This window comes from Streptomyces parvus, assembly GCF_014648875.1.
GTDB classification, from domain to species: Bacteria; Actinomycetota; Actinomycetes; order Streptomycetales; family Streptomycetaceae; genus Streptomyces; species Streptomyces parvus.
Window position 1 is genome coordinate 71,946 of sequence record NZ_BMRY01000014.1, and the last position, 16,134, is coordinate 88,079.

At 72.1% G+C, this 16,134-nt stretch carries 15 protein-coding genes; 12 read left to right on the forward strand and 3 right to left on the reverse strand.

Annotated elements, in window-relative coordinates:
- Positions 1-58: 58 nt before the first annotated feature.
- Positions 59-817: a murein hydrolase activator EnvC family protein gene (locus IE140_RS31780; protein ID WP_229826971.1), complete on the reverse strand. Its 759-nt coding sequence runs from the start codon at positions 815-817 to the stop codon at positions 59-61.
- Between the two features lie 322 nt (positions 818-1,139).
- Between IE140_RS31780 and rpsB the strand changes: the two genes are divergently transcribed.
- The 9 genes from rpsB to IE140_RS31825 all read left to right on the forward strand — a co-directional run bounded on the left by rpsB (position 1,140) and on the right by IE140_RS31825 (position 11,078).
- The gene (gene rpsB / locus IE140_RS31785; protein WP_019766411.1) at positions 1,140-2,048 is read left to right on the forward strand and encodes a 30S ribosomal protein S2; all 909 of its coding nucleotides are present in this window, start codon (positions 1,140-1,142) and stop codon (positions 2,046-2,048) included.
- Positions 2,049-2,147: 99 nt separating this feature from the next.
- Positions 2,148-2,984 carry a translation elongation factor Ts gene (gene tsf, locus IE140_RS31790; protein WP_006127914.1) on the forward strand — a complete coding sequence of 279 codons (837 nt, stop codon included), beginning with the start codon at positions 2,148-2,150 and terminating at the stop codon, positions 2,982-2,984.
- Positions 2,985-3,145: 161 nt separating this feature from the next.
- Positions 3,146-3,922: a UMP kinase gene (gene pyrH, locus IE140_RS31795; RefSeq protein ID WP_032782223.1), complete on the forward strand. Its 777-nt coding sequence runs from the start codon at positions 3,146-3,148 to the stop codon at positions 3,920-3,922.
- Positions 3,923-4,044: 122 nt separating this feature from the next.
- Entirely contained in the window at positions 4,045-4,602 is a 558-nt protein-coding gene (frr, locus tag IE140_RS31800; RefSeq protein ID WP_006127917.1) for a ribosome recycling factor, read from the forward strand.
- The gene (locus tag IE140_RS31805; RefSeq protein WP_093442700.1) at positions 4,602-5,699 is read left to right on the forward strand and encodes a phosphatidate cytidylyltransferase; all 1,098 of its coding nucleotides are present in this window, start codon (positions 4,602-4,604) and stop codon (positions 5,697-5,699) included. Before frr ends, IE140_RS31805 begins: the two co-directional genes overlap by 1 nt.
- A 109-nt stretch (positions 5,700-5,808) precedes the next feature.
- Entirely contained in the window at positions 5,809-6,915 is a 1,107-nt protein-coding gene (gene rlmN / locus IE140_RS31810) for a dual-specificity RNA methyltransferase RlmN (RefSeq protein WP_006127920.1), read from the forward strand.
- Between the two features lie 307 nt (positions 6,916-7,222).
- Positions 7,223-8,320, forward strand: coding sequence for a thiamine ABC transporter substrate-binding protein (locus IE140_RS31815; protein ID WP_150194332.1), 1,098 nt, complete (start codon positions 7,223-7,225; stop codon positions 8,318-8,320).
- 86 nt (positions 8,321-8,406) lie between these two features.
- The gene (locus tag IE140_RS31820) at positions 8,407-10,032 is read left to right on the forward strand and encodes an ABC transporter permease (RefSeq protein WP_093442738.1); all 1,626 of its coding nucleotides are present in this window, start codon (positions 8,407-8,409) and stop codon (positions 10,030-10,032) included.
- A gap of 5 nt (positions 10,033-10,037) precedes the next feature.
- Complete coding sequence (locus tag IE140_RS31825) at positions 10,038-11,078, forward strand: ABC transporter ATP-binding protein (RefSeq protein WP_150194331.1); 1,041 nt, start codon at positions 10,038-10,040, stop codon at positions 11,076-11,078.
- On the opposite strand, the gene IE140_RS31830 is transcribed toward IE140_RS31825, so the two are convergent.
- Both IE140_RS31830 and IE140_RS31835 read right to left on the reverse strand, forming a co-directional pair.
- On the reverse strand, positions 11,067-11,735 hold the full coding sequence (locus IE140_RS31830) for a response regulator (protein ID WP_150194329.1): 669 nt from the start codon (positions 11,733-11,735) through the stop codon (positions 11,067-11,069). The genes IE140_RS31825 and IE140_RS31830 overlap by 12 nt on opposite strands.
- Positions 11,729-12,985 (reverse strand): sensor histidine kinase, encoded by a 1,257-nt coding sequence (locus IE140_RS31835; protein WP_150194327.1) that lies wholly within the window; start codon positions 12,983-12,985, stop codon positions 11,729-11,731. The genes IE140_RS31830 and IE140_RS31835 overlap by 7 nt, the downstream gene beginning before the upstream one ends.
- 142 nt (positions 12,986-13,127) lie before the next feature.
- Between IE140_RS31835 and IE140_RS31840 the strand changes: the two genes are divergently transcribed.
- The 3 genes from IE140_RS31840 to IE140_RS31850 all read left to right on the forward strand — a co-directional run bounded on the left by IE140_RS31840 (position 13,128) and on the right by IE140_RS31850 (position 16,127).
- Entirely contained in the window at positions 13,128-14,342 is a 1,215-nt protein-coding gene (locus tag IE140_RS31840) for a hypothetical protein (RefSeq protein ID WP_150194325.1), read from the forward strand.
- Positions 14,339-15,547 carry a glycosyltransferase family 4 protein gene (locus IE140_RS31845; RefSeq protein WP_189460921.1) on the forward strand — a complete coding sequence of 403 codons (1,209 nt, stop codon included), beginning with the start codon at positions 14,339-14,341 and terminating at the stop codon, positions 15,545-15,547. The genes IE140_RS31840 and IE140_RS31845 overlap by 4 nt, the downstream gene beginning before the upstream one ends.
- A 124-nt stretch (positions 15,548-15,671) precedes the next feature.
- A complete protein-coding gene (locus tag IE140_RS31850; protein ID WP_006127928.1) occupies positions 15,672-16,127 on the forward strand; it encodes an SRPBCC family protein in 456 nt (151 codons plus the stop codon).
- Positions 16,128-16,134 lie beyond the last annotated feature (7 nt).

The window sequence follows — 16,134 nt, forward strand, 5'->3', positions numbered from 1 at the left end:
CTCCGGCGGAACGCCCCCGCCGCTTCCCGAACCGGAGCTCCGCCCCGGACCCCGCTCCTCAAGCGCCGGAGGGGCTGGCTGTGTGTGGCTCTGCCCCCTGCCTCGTTCCTCGAACGCCGGAGGGGCTGGGTGGGTGTGGCTTCGCCCCGGACTCCGCTCTCCGAGTGCCGGAGGGGCTGGGTGGGCCCGGCTCCGGCACCCCGAACACCGGCAGCAATCGTGAAGGTCCTCTCCGCAGCAGTGCGGGCGGCAGCAGCGAGAGCGGGTCCAGGTAGGCGTCCCCGCGGCGCAGTCCCCAGTGCAGGCAGCCCGCCGTGCAGTGGGACGGCCCCGCCTCCAGCACCCCGACCGGCTGTCCCGCGCGCACGTCCTCGCCCTTCTCGACCAGTGGCCGCACCGGCTCGTACGTGGTGCGCAGCGGCGGCGAACCGCTCCCGGCCACCTCGATGGCGAGCACCCCGCGCCCTGCCACCCGCCCCGCGAACGAAACCCGGCCGTCGGCTGCTGCCAGCACCCGTGCACCCGGCACCGCCGCGAGGTCCACGCCGCGGTGGCCGGGCCCGTACGGACCGGCGGGCGGCTCCCACCCCCGCAACAGCGCCGGTCTCCCCGCCAGCGGCCAGCTCCGGGCGCCTCCGTCCGCGTTCACACCGGCATCCGCACCCGGGAGGGACGCCGACGCCCCGGTCAGCACGCGCTGACCGGCAGGGCCGAGCGGAAGCAGCACGTACAGCAGCAGCCCCAGGAGGCCCAGGGGCAGGAGCGGCAGCAGAGGGCGGTGGGCGGGGGAGCGGCGTGAGCCGGGGTGGTGGCGCATGTCCGTCACCATGTCCCGGAGGCCAGGATTCCGGGGATCATGGACCGTTCCTGTGGACTACTCACCGGTTGTGGACATCCCCGTCACCCGATGGTGGCGCCGCCGTCACCTGGCCATGGACATCGCCGTCACCCGGCACTCAGCCGGTCCCGTACACTTCTTACGGCGATCCGGGTCACCGGGTCGACTTCGCACGCCCCGCCACCTCCCTCTTCTCGGAGGTGGCCGCGCTCCTCGGTCCCTCGTGGCACGGCGCGTCGGGGCGTCAGGCGCGAACGCAAACCTGCGGTCGCGATAACCGAGTACCTCAAGGAGTACGGCCATGGCCGTCGTCACGATGCGGGAGCTGCTGGAAAGCGGCGTCCACTTCGGTCACCAGACCCGTCGCTGGAACCCGAAGATGAAGCGCTTCATCTTCACCGAGCGCAACGGCATCTACATCATCGACCTGCTCCAGTCGCTGTCGTACATCGACCGCGCCTACGAGTTCGTCAAGGAGACCGTCGCCCACGGCGGCTCCATCATGTTCGTGGGTACGAAGAAGCAGGCCCAGGAGGCCATCGCCGAGCAGGCGACGCGCGTCGGCATGCCGTACGTCAACCAGCGTTGGCTCGGTGGCATGCTCACCAACTTCTCCACCGTCTACAAGCGCCTTCAGCGTCTGAAGGAGCTCGAGCTCATCGACTTCGAGGACGTGGCCGCCTCCGGCCTCACCAAGAAGGAGCTCCTGGTCCTCTCGCGCGAGAAGGCCAAGCTGGAGAAGACCCTCGGTGGTATCCGCGAGATGCAGAAGGTGCCCAGCGCCGTCTGGATCGTCGACACCAAGAAGGAGCACATCGCCGTCGGTGAGGCGCGCAAGCTCCACATCCCGGTCGTCGCGATCCTCGACACCAACTGCGACCCCGACGAGGTCGACTACAAGATTCCGGGCAACGACGACGCGATCCGCTCCGTCACCCTGCTCACCCGCGTGATCGCCGACGCCGTCGCCGAGGGCCTCATCGCCCGCTCCGGTGCCGCCACCGGTGACTCGAAGCCGGGCGAGAAGGCCGCCGGCGAGCCGCTGGCCGAGTGGGAGCGCGACCTGCTCGAGGGCGACAAGAAGGACGAGACCGCGGCTGCCGCCGAGGTCCAGTCCTCCGCCGAGACCGAGAAGGTCGCCGACGCCGAGAAGCCGGCCGAGGCCGTCGCCGAGGCCGAGGCTCCGGCCGCGGACGCCGAGCAGGCCTGACACCCGTCACGGCTGCTGACGGCGGGGGCCGACGCCACAAGCGTCGCCCCCGCCGTTCACCCGTAGATCTTTCAGACTTCGAGAGAGACATACAGACTCATGGCGAACTACACCGCCGCTGACGTCAAGAAGCTCCGCGAGCTCACCGGCGCCGGCATGATGGACTGCAAGAAGGCGCTCGACGAGGCCGACGGCAACGTCGACAAGGCCGTCGAGGCGCTCCGTATCAAGGGCCAGAAGGGCGTCGCCAAGCGCGAGGGCCGTTCCGCCGAGAACGGCGCCGTCGTCTCCCTCATCTCCGAGGACAAGACGTCCGGCGTTCTGCTCGAGCTGAAGTGCGAGACGGACTTCGTCGCCAAGGGTGACAAGTTCCAGGCCGTCGCCAACACGCTCGCCGCGCACGTCGCCGCGACCTCCCCGGCCGACATCGCCGCGCTCCTCGCCTCCGAGATCGAGCCCGGCAAGACCGTCCAGGCGTACGTCGACGAGGCCAACGCCAACCTCGGTGAGAAGATCGTCCTGGACCGCTTCGCGCAGTTCACCGGCGAGTACGTCTCCGTGTACATGCACCGCACCATGCCCGACCTGCCCCCGCAGATCGGTGTTCTGGTCGAGCTGGACAAGGCCGACGCCGAGCTGGCCAAGGGCATCGCGCAGCACATCGCCGCCTTCGCCCCGAAGTACCTGTCCCGCGAGGACGTCCCGGCCGAGGTCGTCGAGGCCGAGCGCCGCGTCGCCGAGGAGACCACCCGCGCCGAGGGCAAGCCCGAGGCCGCCCTCCCGAAGATCGTCGAGGGTCGGGTCAACGGCTTCTTCAAGGAGGCCACCCTCCTGGGCCAGCCGTACGCGCTGGACGCCAAGAAGTCCGTCCAGAAGGTCCTGGACGAGGCCGGTGTCACCCTGAAGCGCTTCTCGCGCATCAAGGTCGGCATCTGAGTCCGTCCGGGCGAACAGCGTCGGACCCGATAGGGTCTGACGCAGTCGACGGCCGCACCCACGCCGGACGACCGCAGATCTGACGAGGAGGCCATTGCCGCTGTAGGGACATCGGACCCACCGGCAATGGCCTTCTTCGTATGTGCACGAGGAGAATTTCCATGGACAAGGGCGCGGACGCCATTCCGGCCGACGACAAGCGCGACGACGACAAGGGTTCCGGGCGCTTCATGCTGAAGCTCTCCGGTGAGGCATTCGCCGGCGGCGGCGGTCTCGGCGTCGACCCCGACGTCGTGCACACCATCGCCCGCGAGATCGCCGCCGTCGTCCGCGACGGCGCCCAGATCGCGGTGGTCATCGGGGGAGGCAACTTCTTCCGTGGTGCCGAGCTCCAGCAGCGCGGCATGGACCGGGCCCGGTCCGACTACATGGGCATGCTCGGCACCGTCATGAACTGCCTGGCGCTCCAGGACTTCCTGGAGAAGGAGGGCATCGACTCGCGCGTCCAGACCGCCATCACCATGGGCCAGGTCGCCGAGCCCTACATCCCGCTCCGTGCCGTACGGCACCTGGAGAAGGGGCGCGTGGTGATCTTCGGTGCCGGTATGGGCATGCCGTACTTCTCCACCGACACCACCGCCGCGCAGCGCGCCCTGGAGATCGACGCCGAGGCGCTGCTCATGGGGAAGAACGGCGTGGACGGGGTCTACGACTCCGACCCGAAGACCAACCCCGGCGCGGTGAAGTTCGACGCACTGGAGTACGGCGAGGTGATCGCCCGCGACCTGAAGGTCGCCGACGCCACCGCCATCACGCTCTGCCGTGACAACAAGCTGCCGATCCTCGTCTTCGAGCTGACCGCCCTGGGCAATATCGCTCGCGCGGTCAAGGGTGAGAAGATCGGCACGCTCGTGAGCGACGAGAGCACCCGGGCCTGACGGCCCCCCAGGATGGACAACGGCCTGCCGGTCGGACACCGTGCAGGTGAGGACGCGACGCAGGACCCGCAGGGCGCGGCGATGACGACGCCGGGCCCACCCAAGACACGCAGGAGCACGTGGTGATCGAAGAAATCCTCCTCGAGGCCGAGGAGAAGATGGAGAAGGCCGTTGTCGTCGCGAAAGAGGACTTCGCCGCGATCCGTACCGGCCGCGCGCACCCGGCGATGTTCAACAAGATCGTCGCCGACTACTACGGCGCGCTGACCCCGATCAACCAGCTGGCCTCGTTCTCGGTTCCCGAGCCGCGGATGGCCGTCGTGACGCCGTTCGACAAGACCGCGCTGCGCAACATCGAGCAGGCGATCCGCGACTCCGACCTCGGCGTCAACCCGAGCAACGACGGCAACATCATCCGGGTGACCTTCCCCGAGCTCACCCAGGACCGCCGCAAGGAGTACATCAAGGTCGCCAAGACCAAGGCCGAGGACTCCAAGATCTCGATCCGCTCCATCCGCCGCAAGGCCAAGGAGAACCTCGACAAGCTCGTCAAGGACAAGGAGTCCGGCGAGGACGAGGTGCGCCGCGCCGAGAAGGAGCTCGACGACACCACCGCGAAGTACGTCGCGCAGGTGGACGAGCTGCTCAAGCACAAGGAAGCCGAGCTGCTCGAAGTCTGATGAACGACTCTTCCTGGGGCGCCCCGCAAGGAGCCGGATACTGGGGCACGCCCGAGATGAGGGTTGCCCCGGCGGGTCCTGCCCACGATGTGCACGGCGCCCAGCAGACTCGGCCCATGCCCATCGTGCCGGACGTTCCCGACGCAGGTAGAGACGCAGACAGAGAGCCGCAGAGCCGCGACGACCGGGACGGGGACGCCGCGCGCATCAGCGGCCCCCTGTTCCGTGACGAGATGCCGCAGGAGCCCATGTCCACCCCGCCGCCGTCCCCGCCGCAGAAGAAGCGCGCGGGGCGTGATCTGCGCGCCGCCATAGGGGTCGGCGTGGGCCTCGGCGCCGTCATCGGCGTCTCGCTGTTCATCGTGAAGGCCGTCTTCATCGGCGTCATAGTGATCGCCGTCGTCGTCGGCCTCTGGGAGCTCACCTCCCGCCTCCAGGAGCGCAAGGGCATCAAGGCGCCCCTGATCCCGCTGGCCGTCGGCGGAGCCGCGATGGTCGTCGCCGGGTACGCCCGGGGCCCCGAGGGCGCCTGGGTCGCCATGGCCCTGACCGCCCTCGCGGTGCTGGTCTGGCGGATGACCGAGCCGCCGGAGGGGTATCTCAAGGACGTCACCGCCGGGGTTTTCGCGGCGTTCTACGTCCCGTTCCTGGCCACCTTCGTCGCCCTGCTGCTCACGGCGGACGACGGGTCGTGGCGGGTGCTGACCTTCCTTGTCCTCACGGTGGTCAGCGACACCGGGGCGTACGCGGTCGGCTGGCGCTTCGGCAAGCACAAGCTCGCCCCGCGCATCAGCCCCGGCAAGACCCGCGAGGGCCTGCTCGGCGCGGTCGCCTTCGCCATGGTCGCCGGCGCGCTCTGCATGGAGTTCCTGATCGACGACGGCGCCTGGTGGCAGGGCCTGCTGCTCGGCCTGGCGGTCGCGGCCAGCGCCACCCTGGGCGACCTGGGCGAGTCCATGATCAAGCGGGACCTCGGGATCAAGGACATGGGCACCCTGCTCCCCGGTCACGGCGGCATCATGGACCGGCTGGACTCGCTGCTGCCGACCGCACCGGTGGTGTGGCTGCTGCTGGTGCTGTTCGTCGGCTCCGGCTGACCGCCGCAGCACCCCGGGACCCCGTCCCACCTGCACGTTCCACGAGTGAGGGTCCGTCGTCCACAGGGCGGCGGGCCCTCACCCGTATGTCTGCGACACTGGATGAACCATGCCTAAGCCCGGAGAACTCACTTTCGTCGCGCCCCGCGGAGCCAAGAAGCCCCCGCGGCACCTCGCCGACCTCACGCCCGCCGAGCGCAAGGAAGCGGTCGCCGCGACCGGCGAGAAGCCGTTCCGCGCCCAGCAGCTCTCGCAGCACTACTTCGCGCGGTACGCGCACGACCCGGCCGAGTGGACCAACATCCCGGCCGCGTCGCGGGAGAAGCTCGCCGAGGCGCTGTTCCCCGAGCTGATGTCCGTCATCCGGCACATCAGCTGCGACGACGACACCACCCGTAAGACCCTGTGGAAGCTGCACGACGGGACCCTCGTCGAGTCCGTCCTGATGCGCTATCCGGAGCGCGTCACGATGTGCATCTCCTCGCAGGCCGGCTGCGGGATGAACTGCCCCTTCTGCGCCACCGGGCAGGCCGGCCTCGACCGAAACCTGTCGACCGCCGAGATCGTGCACCAGATCGTCGACGGCATGCGCGCCCTGCGCGACGGCGAGGTGCCCGGCGGTCCCGCGCGGCTCTCCAACATCGTCTTCATGGGCATGGGCGAGCCGCTCGCCAACTACAAGCGGGTCGTCGGCGCCATCCGCCGGCTCACCGACCCCGAGCCGGACGGCCTCGGGCTCTCGCAGCGCGGGATCACCGTCTCCACCGTGGGCCTCGTCCCGGCCATGCTGCGCTTCGCCGACGAGGGCTTCAAGTGTCGCCTCGCCGTCTCGCTGCACGCCCCGGACGACGAGCTGCGCGACACCTTGGTCCCCGTCAACACCCGGTGGAAGGTCCGCGAGGTCCTGGACGCCGCCTGGGAGTATGCGGAGAAGTCCGGCCGCCGGATCTCCATCGAGTACGCCCTGATCCGCGACATCAACGACCAGGCCTGGCGCGGCGACCTGCTCGGCCGGCTCCTCAAGGGCAAGCGGGTGCACGTCAACCTGATCCCGCTGAACCCCACGCCCGGCTCCAAGTGGACCGCCTCACGCCCCGAGGACGAGAAGGCGTTCGTCGAGGCCATCGCGGCCCACGGCGTGCCCGTCACCGTCCGGGACACCCGCGGCCAGGAGATCGACGGGGCCTGCGGCCAGCTGGCGGCCTCCGAGCGCTAGGTGTTCTGTCCCGGGAGGTTCCCGGGCGGGCGGATTCCGGGCCCCGGGTTCCCCGGCCTCGCCGGTCCGGCCGAAAACCGCCGGTGTAGCCTGGGCTGAAATCAACTTCATATTCCGACAGGGGAGCGCCACAGCGCTGAGAGTGCGGCACCAAGGACAGGTTGGCCGCAGACCCTCTGAACCTCGCCCGGGTCATTCCGGGTAGGAAGTTCGGACCTTACTCAAGCTGTTGCGCCCTGCCCGCTTCCGGTTCGCCGGACAGCGGGCGGGGCCGCGTCTCTTCCTGGTCACCTCCAGGAGGAATCACATGAACACCACCACGAAGTACGCGGCGACCGCGCTCGCCGCGGCGCTCGGCGTCACCGTGCTCGCCGGCTGCGGCAGCGACGACGGCTCCGCGGGCTCCGGGGCGTCCAAGGGCAGCGGATCCAAGACCGTGACCCTGGTCAGCCACGACTCCTTCAATGTCTCGAAGGAGGTGCTGGAGGAGTTCACGAAGGAGACCGGCTACACGGTCAAGACCCTCAAGAGCGGCGACGCCGGGGCCGCGCTGAACCAGGAGATCCTGACCAAGGGCTCCCCGCGCGGCGACGTCTTCTTCGGCGTCGACAACACCCTGCTCTCCCGCGCCCTCGACAACGGTCTCTTCACCGCGTACGAGGCCAAGGGCCTGGAGCGCCTCGCGCCGGACACGCAGACGGACGAGAAGCACCGCGTCACGCCCGTCGACACCGGTGACATCTGCGTCAACTACGACAAGAAGTACTTCGCCGACAAGAAGCTCGCCCCGCCGCAGACCTTCGCGGACCTGCTGAAGCCCGCGTACAAGAACCTCCTCGTCACGGAGAACGCGGCCGGCTCCTCACCCGGTCTCGGCTTCCTCCTCGGCACCATCGCCGCCGAGGGCGAGGACGGCTACGAGGCGTACTGGAAGAAGCTGAAGGCCAACGGCGTCAAGGTCGTCGACGGCTGGGAGCAGGCGTACAACGAGGAGTTCTCCGGCTCCGCCGGCGGCAAGAAGGCCAAGGCCGACCGGCCGCTCGTCGTCTCCTACGCCTCCAGCCCGCCCGTCGAGGTGCTCTACGCCGACCCGCAGCCGAAGGAGGCCCCCACCGGGGTCGCCACCGGCACCTGCTTCCGGCAGACCGAGTACGCCGGGCTGCTGACCGGGGCGAAGAACGAGGCGGGCGGCAAGGCCCTGCTGGACTTCATGATCAGCAAGACGTTCCAGGAGGACATGCCGCTGAACATGTTCGTCAACCCGGTCGTCAAGGACGCCGAGCTGCCGGAGCTGTTCACGAAGCACGGCGAGAAGGTCGACACGCCTCCCACCGTCACGCCCGAGAAGATCGCCGCCAACCGTGAGCAGTGGATCCAGTCGTGGCAGTCGCTGGTCCTGAAGTAGAGCCGAAGAAGGAGGCCGCCCGGCCCGTCGGCAGCGGGTCCGGGCGGCGGTCCGGGCGGCGCGGAGCCGCGGTGCGGCTCGGCCTGATGGCCGTGCCCGTCGCGTTCTTCGCGCTGTTCTTCGCGTATCCCGTGACCGCCATCGTCGGCCGCGGGCTCAAGGCCGAGGGCGACTGGCAGTTCGGGCGGATCGGCGAGGTGCTGAGCCGCCCGGACATCCTCGACGTCCTCTGGTTCACCACCTGGCAGGCCCTCGCCTCGACCGCGCTCACCCTGCTGATCGCGCTGCCCGGGGCGTACGTCTTCGCCCGCTTCGACTTCCCGGGCAAACAGGTGCTGCGGGCGGTCGTCACCGTGCCGTTCGTGCTGCCCACCGTCGTCGTCGGCACCGCGTTCCTGGCGCTGCTCGGGCGCGGCGGTCTCCTCGACGAGCTGTGGGGCGTCCGCCTCGACACCACCGTGTGGGCGATCCTGCTGGCCCACGTCTTCTTCAACTACGCCGTGGTCGTCCGGACGGTGGGCGGGCTCTGGTCCCAGCTCGACCCGCGCCAGGAGGAGGCCGCCCGGGTGCTGGGAGCCGGGCGGTTCGCCGCGTTCCGCCGCGTGACGCTGCCCGCGCTCGCCCCCGCCGTGGCCGCCGCCGCGCTGATGGTCTTCCTCTTCACGTTCACCTCCTTCGGCGTCGTACAGATCCTCGGCGGACCGGCGTACTCCACCCTGGAGGTGGAGATCTACCGGCAGACCGCACAGTTGCTGGACCTGCCGACGGCCGCCGTGCTGACCCTCGTGCAGTTCGCCGCGGTCGGCGGAATCCTCGCCGTGCACGCCGCGACCGTACGCCGCCGGGAACGGGCGCTGAAGCTGGTCGACCCGGCGCAGACCTCCCGACGGCCGCGTGGCGTGGGCCAGTGGGCGTTGCTCGGCGGGGTGCTGCTCACCGCCCTGTTGTTGATCCTGCTGCCGCTCGGTGTGCTGGTGGAGCGATCCCTCGACGGAGGAGACGGGCCCGGCGGCTACGGCTTCGGCTACTACGAGGCCCTCCAGTCGGTCGGGGCGGGCGGCTCCTCGACCTTCCTGGTGCCACCGCTGGAGGCCGTCGGCAACTCCCTGCGGTACGCGCTCGTCGCGACGCTCATCGCCCTCGTCGTCGGCGGGCTCGCGGCGGCGGCCCTGACCCGGCGGGCCGGACGGCTGGTCCGGGGCTTCGACGCGCTGCTGATGCTGCCGCTCGGGGTGTCCGCCGTGACCGTCGGCTTCGGCTTCCTGATCACCCTGGACAAGCCGCCGCTCGACCTGCGGACCTCCTGGATCCTGGTCCCGCTGGCCCAGGCGCTGGTCGGCGTCCCCTTCGTCGTACGGACCATGCTGCCCGTGCTGCGGGCCGTCGACGACCGGCTGCGGGAGGCCGCCGCCGTGCTCGGGGCATCGCCCCTGCGGGCCTGGCGGGAGGTCGATCTGCCGCTGGTGCGACGGGCGGTGCTGGTCGCGGCGGGCTTCGCGTTCGCCGTCTCCCTCGGGGAGTTCGGCGCGACGGTCTTCATCGCCCGGCCCGACAACCCGACCCTGCCGGTCGCCGTGGCCCGGCTGCTCGGCCGGTCCGGGGAGCTCAACTACGGGCAGGCGATGGCCCTGAGCACGATTCTGATGCTGGTGTGCGCGGTGTCGCTGCTGCTTCTGGAGCGCATCCGCACCGACCGATCCGGGGAGTTCTGAACGACATGCTGAGCTTGCAGGCCGCCACCGTACGGTTCGGGGAGCGGGCCGCCCTCGACGCCGTGGACCTGGAGGTCGCCGACCACCGGATCGTCTGTGTGCTGGGGCCCAGCGGCAGCGGGAAGTCCACCCTGCTGCGGGCCGTCGCCGGGCTCCAGCCCATGGACGCCGGCCGGGTCCTGCTCGCCGGACAGGACCAGGCGGGCGTCCCGGTGCACCGGCGCGGGCTCGGCCTGATGTTCCAGGACCACCAGCTCTTCCCGCACCGGGACGTCGGCTCCAACGTCGCCTTCGGGCTCCGCATGCACGGCACCGGACGGGCCGAGACGAACGCCCGGGTCCGCGAACTCCTGGAACTGGTCGGCCTGCCGGGCGCGGAACGCCGGGCCGTCGCCGCCCTCTCCGGCGGCGAACAGCAGCGCGTCGCCCTGGCCCGCGCGCTCGCCCCCCGCCCGAAGCTCCTGATGCTCGACGAGCCCCTCGGCCAGCTCGACCGGAGCCTGCGCGAACGGCTCGTCGTCGAACTCCGCACGCTTTTCCAGGAACTGGGCACGACCGTGCTGGCCGTCACACACGACCAGGGCGAGGCGTTCGCACTCGCCGACCGGGTCGTCGTGATGCGGGACGGCCGGATCGCGCAGGAGGGCACCCCGCTGGACGTCTGGCAGCGCCCCGCCTCCGCGTTCGTCGCCCGGTTCCTCGGCTTTGACAACGTCACCGCGGCGACCGTCACCGGCCGGGCCGCCGCCACCGCCTGGGGCAAGGTCCCGGTGCCCGAGGGTTCCCCACAGGGCGAGGTGGACCTGCTCGTCCGGCCCGCCGGGGTCCGGATCGGCGCCCCCGAGGACGGCCTGCGCTGCACGGTCGGCGTCCGCACCTTCCGGGGAAACCACGTGACCGTACGGCTGCTGCCCGAGAACGCGCCGGTGCTGGAGGCCGAATGCGCCCTGCGGGACACCCCGGACGAGGGCGCGGTCGTGGGCGTCCGCTTCGACGCGGCGGAGACGGTGGTGCTGGCCGGGGCCGCGACGCCTTCAGGCGCCTGAGTTCCCCGCCACCACCAGACCCAGTTCGTACGCCAGGATCACCGCCTGCGCCCGGTCCCGCAGCCCCATCTTGGCGAACAGCCGGTTGATGTGGGTCTTCACCGTGTGGTCGGTGATGGTCAGCCGGTCGGCGATGTCCGCGTTGGACAGCCCCCGGGCGATCAGGACGAGCACCTCGGCCTCGCGCGCGGTCAGCCCCTCGACCGAGCGCTTCGGCGGAGCGCTGACCCGCTGCCGGGCGAACTCGGCGATGAGTCTCCCCGTGATCTCGGGGGCCAGCAGGGCGTGGCCGCCCGCCACCACCCGTACCGCGTGCAGCAGTTCGGGGAAGGTCGCGTCCTTCAGCAGGAAGCCGCTGGCTCCGGCGGTGAGGGCGTCGTACACGTACTCGTCCAGGCCGAACGTCGTCAGCATCAGCGCCCTGGTCGCCCCGTTCGACGCCGCGACGATCTCGCGTGCCGCGTCGATGCCGCCGAGCCGGGGCATCCGGATGTCCAACAGAGCCACATCGGGCCGCAGTTCGGCCGCGCCGGCCACGGCCTGTTCGCCGTCCTCCGCCTCCCCGACCACCTCGATGTCGTCCTGCGTGTTCAGCAGACCGGAGAAAGCCGTCCGGACGACGGCCTGGTCGTCGGCCACCAGTACCCGGATCACCACGGCAGCTCCGCCTCCACGAGAAAGCCGCCGGCCGGGCCCCGGCCGGTGGTGAGCGCCCCTCCGAGCAGGGAGGCCCGCTCGTCCATGCCCACCAGCCCGTGCCCCGCCCGCCCGGTGGAACCGGACGGATCGGGGCCCGGCCCGTCATCGCTCACGCGCACCGTCAACAGGCGGGTCCCGTAGTGGAGTTCCACGACCGCATGCGCACCCGGGGCGTGCCGCCGGGCGTTCGTCAGGGCCTCCTGGACGATCCGGTACGCCGACAGCTCCCAGGACGCGGGCAGCGGGACCCGCTCGCCGCTGATCCGCAGCTCGGCCGCGCCGCCCACCGCCCGGTGCTGGCCGAGGAGGTCGTCGAGACCCGCCAGCGAGGGCTGCGGGGCGGTGAGCGGGGCCCGTGAAGTGTCGTCGCCCGTCCGCAGCACCCCGAGCAGCCTCCGCAGCTCCGCCATCGAGGAACGTGCGGTGCCCGCGATCTCCTGGAAGGCGTCCCGCGCCGGGGGCGAGAGGTCCGGGGTCGTGTACGTGGCGCTCTCGGCCCGGACCGCGATCACCGACACCGAATGGGCGATCATGTCGTGCAACTCCCTGGCTATCGCGGCCCGTTCCGCCTCGGCCGCCTGCCGCCGCTCCATCTCCAGCAGCCGGGACTGGGCGGCCGCCCGGGTGTGCCGGGTCTCCTCGCGCGCCCGCACCGCGTCCCCCGTGCTCACCGCGCCCAGGACCATCACCGTCAGCACCAGCGTCTCGGCGTACAGCCCGAGACTGAACCGGTCGGTCCCCTGGAGCGCGGGCAGCCCCGGGGAGCCGTCCCGGGCCCACCGGTCGATGTGCACCAGGTTGACCGTCAGCGCCGCCAGCGAACCGGCCAGCACGAGGATCGCCGGATGCTGCACCCGGTGCCGCCCCAGGGTGTAGCAGCCGATCAGGGACCCCGTGATGGTCGCGTACGCCATGTTGCCGTCGGTCGCGAAGCTCAGCAGGGCCGCGCCCACGGTCAGGAACCCGACGGCGGGCCAGGTCGCCCGCAGCGCCAGCGAGGCCGTACAGACCACCACCCCGAACGCCGTGACCGCCGAACCCGGTACGAGGGCCAGCTCCACGACCGCGAAGAGCGTCAGCGCCGCCGCGGTCAGCCAGGCGTACGAGGGGGCCGCCGCCCAGTGCCGCAGCCGTCGCCGCACCCCGCGGACCGGCGGCGGGGCTTCGGGGGCGGCGGCCGGGCGGTCCGGCGTGATGGTGCGCGTCATACGGAGATTCTTCGTCATCGCCGGGGCCGGGCGCATCGGAGCACGGGTGGAATTGCCCGGGCCCCGTCATGCCACGGGTTGAGCCCGAGGACCGGAGGGTGGTGTGACGATCCGTGAACGGCCCGTTCCTAGCCTCGGATCCATGGCAACGACCACGCCCCTCACCCCTCCTGACCAGCGCAGAAAGCCGCCACCGATCCCCTACGGCGCCCTCTGGTGGGCGGTGTGCTCGGCCGCCGCCCTGGGGCTCGCCGCCTGCTCCTCGCTCGGCCCGCACCGCGTCTGGGGCACCGCCGCCGCGCTCGGCTACCTGGCCGCCGCGCTGCTCGCCGTACGCGGGCGGAGCCCCCGTGCGGCCGGCGCGGTCGCCATCACCGGAGCGGTGCTGCTGCCCCTGATGTGGCTTCTCGCCGTGGAACGGGCCCAGTTGGAGGTGCGAGTGGTCGCGCGGTCGGCCGGACTGCTGCTCGCCGAGGGGACGCCGTACCTCCAACGGCCGCTGGTGCCGGAGGACTTCAACCCGTATCTCCCGGGCATGGCCGTCTTCGGGCTGCCGGAGGCCGTGGCCGGGCCCGGTCCGCTCACCGACCCCCGGCTGTGGATGGGCGCGGCGTTCCTCGCCGCGTTCGCGCTCGCCCTTCCGGCCGGGTCACGGAGCGGGCCGCTGCGGTGGATCGCCGCCTGCCCGCTGGTCGCGCTGCCGCTCGCGGTCGGGGGCGTCGATCTGCCGGTGGCCGGGCTGATGTGCCTCGGCCTCGCCCTCGCCGGGCGGGGACGAGCGGGCGCGTCCGGGCTGGCGCTCGGTGCGGCCGCCGCCCTCAAGTGGACGGCCTGGCCCGCGATTCCGGTGGCCCTGGCCCTGCAGGCGGCGGCCTCCCGATCGGCGGATCGTGGGGAGTGCCGCGGCCCGGCCGAACGCGCCGCCTGGCGCTGCGGGCTTGTCGCCCTGCTCACCGCCGCCGCCCTCGTCCTGCCCGCAGTGCTGCGCGACCCGGCCGCCTTCCGGGCCCATGTCGTCGACTTCCCGCTCGGGCTGACCGACGCGGTCTCGTCCGCCGCGAGCCCGCTCCCCGGCCATCTGCTGGCCACCCACGTCCCCGGCGGCCGCACGCTCGCCCTCCTGCTGCTCGGGGTGAGCGCGCTTCTCCTCGCCCTCTCCCTCCTCCTCCGGCCTCCGGCGACCACAGCGGACGCGGCGACGAGGCTCGCCCTCGGGCTGCTCCTGGCCATCGCGTTCATGCCCGCGAGCCGCTTCGGCTATCTGGTGCACCCGCTGGTCCTCGCGGTGTGGGCGGCGGTCGGGGAGACACCCGGGCACCTCTTGTTCCTCCGCGTACGGAAGCAGGTGTCCCGATGACCGGCCGCCGCACCCTCGTGGTGACCAACGACTTCCCGCCGCGCCAGGGCGGCATCGAGACCTTCGTCCGGGCGATGACCGACCGGTTCCCCGCGGACTCCGTCGTCGTCTACACCTCCGCCGAACCCGGGGCCGCCGCCCATGACGCGGCCCTGCCCTACCCCGTGGTCCGCGACCCGGCCCGGATGCTGCTCCCCGTCCCTCGGGTCGCCGCCCGTGCCGCCGGACTCGCCCGCCGCCACGGCTGCGACAGCGTCTGGTTCGGGGCCGCCGCCCCGCTCGGGCTGATGGCGGACCGGCTGCGCCGGGAGAGCGGGGTGCGGCGGGCCGTCGCCACGACGCACGGGCACGAGGTGTGGTGGGCCCGGACCCCGGGGGCCCGGGCCCTGCTGCGGCGGATCGGGGAGCGTACGGACGCGGTGACCTACCTGGGCGCGGCGACCCGTACGCCCATCGCCGCCGCGCTCGGCCCGGCCGCCGCCCGCCGCATGGTGCGACTGGCACCGGGCGTGGACGCGGAGGCCTTCGCCGTACGGCCCGGGGCGCGCGATGCCGTACGGGAACGGGCGCGCGACGGAGTACGGGACGGGGCGCGCGGCGCCGTACGGACTCCGGTGAACCGCGTCCGCGAGCTGTACGGGCTCGGCGCGCGGCCGGTGATCCTCTGCGCGGCGCGGCTCGTCCCGCGCAAGGGGCAGGACACCCTGATCCGCGCCCTCCCCGCCGTCCTGCGCGCGGTGCCCGACGCCGTACTCCTGCTGACCGGCGACGGACCGTACGCCCGGACCCTGCACCGGCTCGCCGCCGACACCGGGGTCGCGCACGCGGTGGTCCTCGCCGGCGGACGCCCGCACCCGGAGATGCCGGAGCACTACGCGGCCGCCGACGTCTTCGCCATGCCCTGCCGCACCCGCAGACGCGGCCTGGAGGTGGAGGGGCTCGGCATCGTCTTCCTGGAGGCGGCGGCCGCCGGGCTGCCGGTCCTCGTCGGCGACTCGGGCGGCGCGCCGGACACCGTACGGGACGGGGAGACGGGGTACGTGGTCGACGGACGGGACACGGCCGCCGTCGCGGACCGGCTCGTCGCGCTGCTGCGGGACCCGGCGGCGGCCGCGGCGATGGGGGAGAGGGGTCGGGCGTGGGTCCGCGAGGCGTGGGGGTGGGACGGGGCGTACGCGACCCTGGCCGGGCTGCTGCGGCCCTGACCACGCCGCCGGAGCGCGTGCCGTACGCCGCGACAGCGCGCCCCGGGCCCGGCAAGCTGGAGGTCCGGACCCCGTACCCGTACGCCGTACGGCACCGACAGCGACAGTGACAAGGACCGTGACCATGACCGGTGGCACCCGAGAGGGCATCGACCTCACCCGCGTCCTCGACGCCCCGCAGCAGCGGGTCTTCGCGGCCTGGACGTCACCGGAGGACTTCGCCGCCTGGTACGGGGGCGAGGCGGACGTCCCGCTGGACCGGGTGGCGATGGACGTACGGCCCGGGGGCTCGTGGCGCCTGGTCATCGTGATGCCGGGCGTCGAGATGCCCTTCCACGGGGTCTACCGCGAGGTCAGCGAACCCGACGGGCTGGTCTTCACGCTGAAGGACGGCTCCGCCCCCGAGGACGCCGAGGGCGAGACCGTGACCGTCACCTTCAGCGACCTCGGGGGCGGCCGGACCGAACTGGCCTTCCAGCAGCGCGGCGGGAACCTCACCCCCGAGCAGTACGCGGCGGCCGAGGACGGCTGGGAGGCCTTCTTCGACGCGCTCGCCGACCGCCTCGCCACCCACCCCTGAGGCGTCC

Coding starts and splice junctions, on each gene's coding strand:
- IE140_RS31780 (WP_229826971.1), bottom strand. CDS start 817: ATGCGCCACCACCCCGGCTCACGCCGCTCCCCCGCCCACCGCCCTCTG.
- rpsB (WP_019766411.1), top strand. CDS start 1,140: ATGGCCGTCGTCACGATGCGGGAGCTGCTGGAAAGCGGCGTCCACTTC.
- tsf (WP_006127914.1), top strand. CDS start 2,148: ATGGCGAACTACACCGCCGCTGACGTCAAGAAGCTCCGCGAGCTCACC.
- pyrH (WP_032782223.1), top strand. CDS start 3,146: ATGGACAAGGGCGCGGACGCCATTCCGGCCGACGACAAGCGCGACGAC.
- IE140_RS31805 (WP_093442700.1), top strand. CDS start 4,602: ATGAACGACTCTTCCTGGGGCGCCCCGCAAGGAGCCGGATACTGGGGC.
- rlmN (WP_006127920.1), top strand. CDS start 5,809: ATGCCTAAGCCCGGAGAACTCACTTTCGTCGCGCCCCGCGGAGCCAAG.
- IE140_RS31815 (WP_150194332.1), top strand. CDS start 7,223: ATGAACACCACCACGAAGTACGCGGCGACCGCGCTCGCCGCGGCGCTC.
- IE140_RS31820 (WP_093442738.1), top strand. CDS start 8,407: ATGGCCGTGCCCGTCGCGTTCTTCGCGCTGTTCTTCGCGTATCCCGTG.
- IE140_RS31825 (WP_150194331.1), top strand. CDS start 10,038: ATGCTGAGCTTGCAGGCCGCCACCGTACGGTTCGGGGAGCGGGCCGCC.
- IE140_RS31835 (WP_150194327.1), bottom strand. CDS start 12,985: ATGACGCGCACCATCACGCCGGACCGCCCGGCCGCCGCCCCCGAAGCC.
- IE140_RS31840 (WP_150194325.1), top strand. CDS start 13,128: ATGGCAACGACCACGCCCCTCACCCCTCCTGACCAGCGCAGAAAGCCG.
- IE140_RS31845 (WP_189460921.1), top strand. CDS start 14,339: ATGACCGGCCGCCGCACCCTCGTGGTGACCAACGACTTCCCGCCGCGC.
- IE140_RS31850 (WP_006127928.1), top strand. CDS start 15,672: ATGACCGGTGGCACCCGAGAGGGCATCGACCTCACCCGCGTCCTCGAC.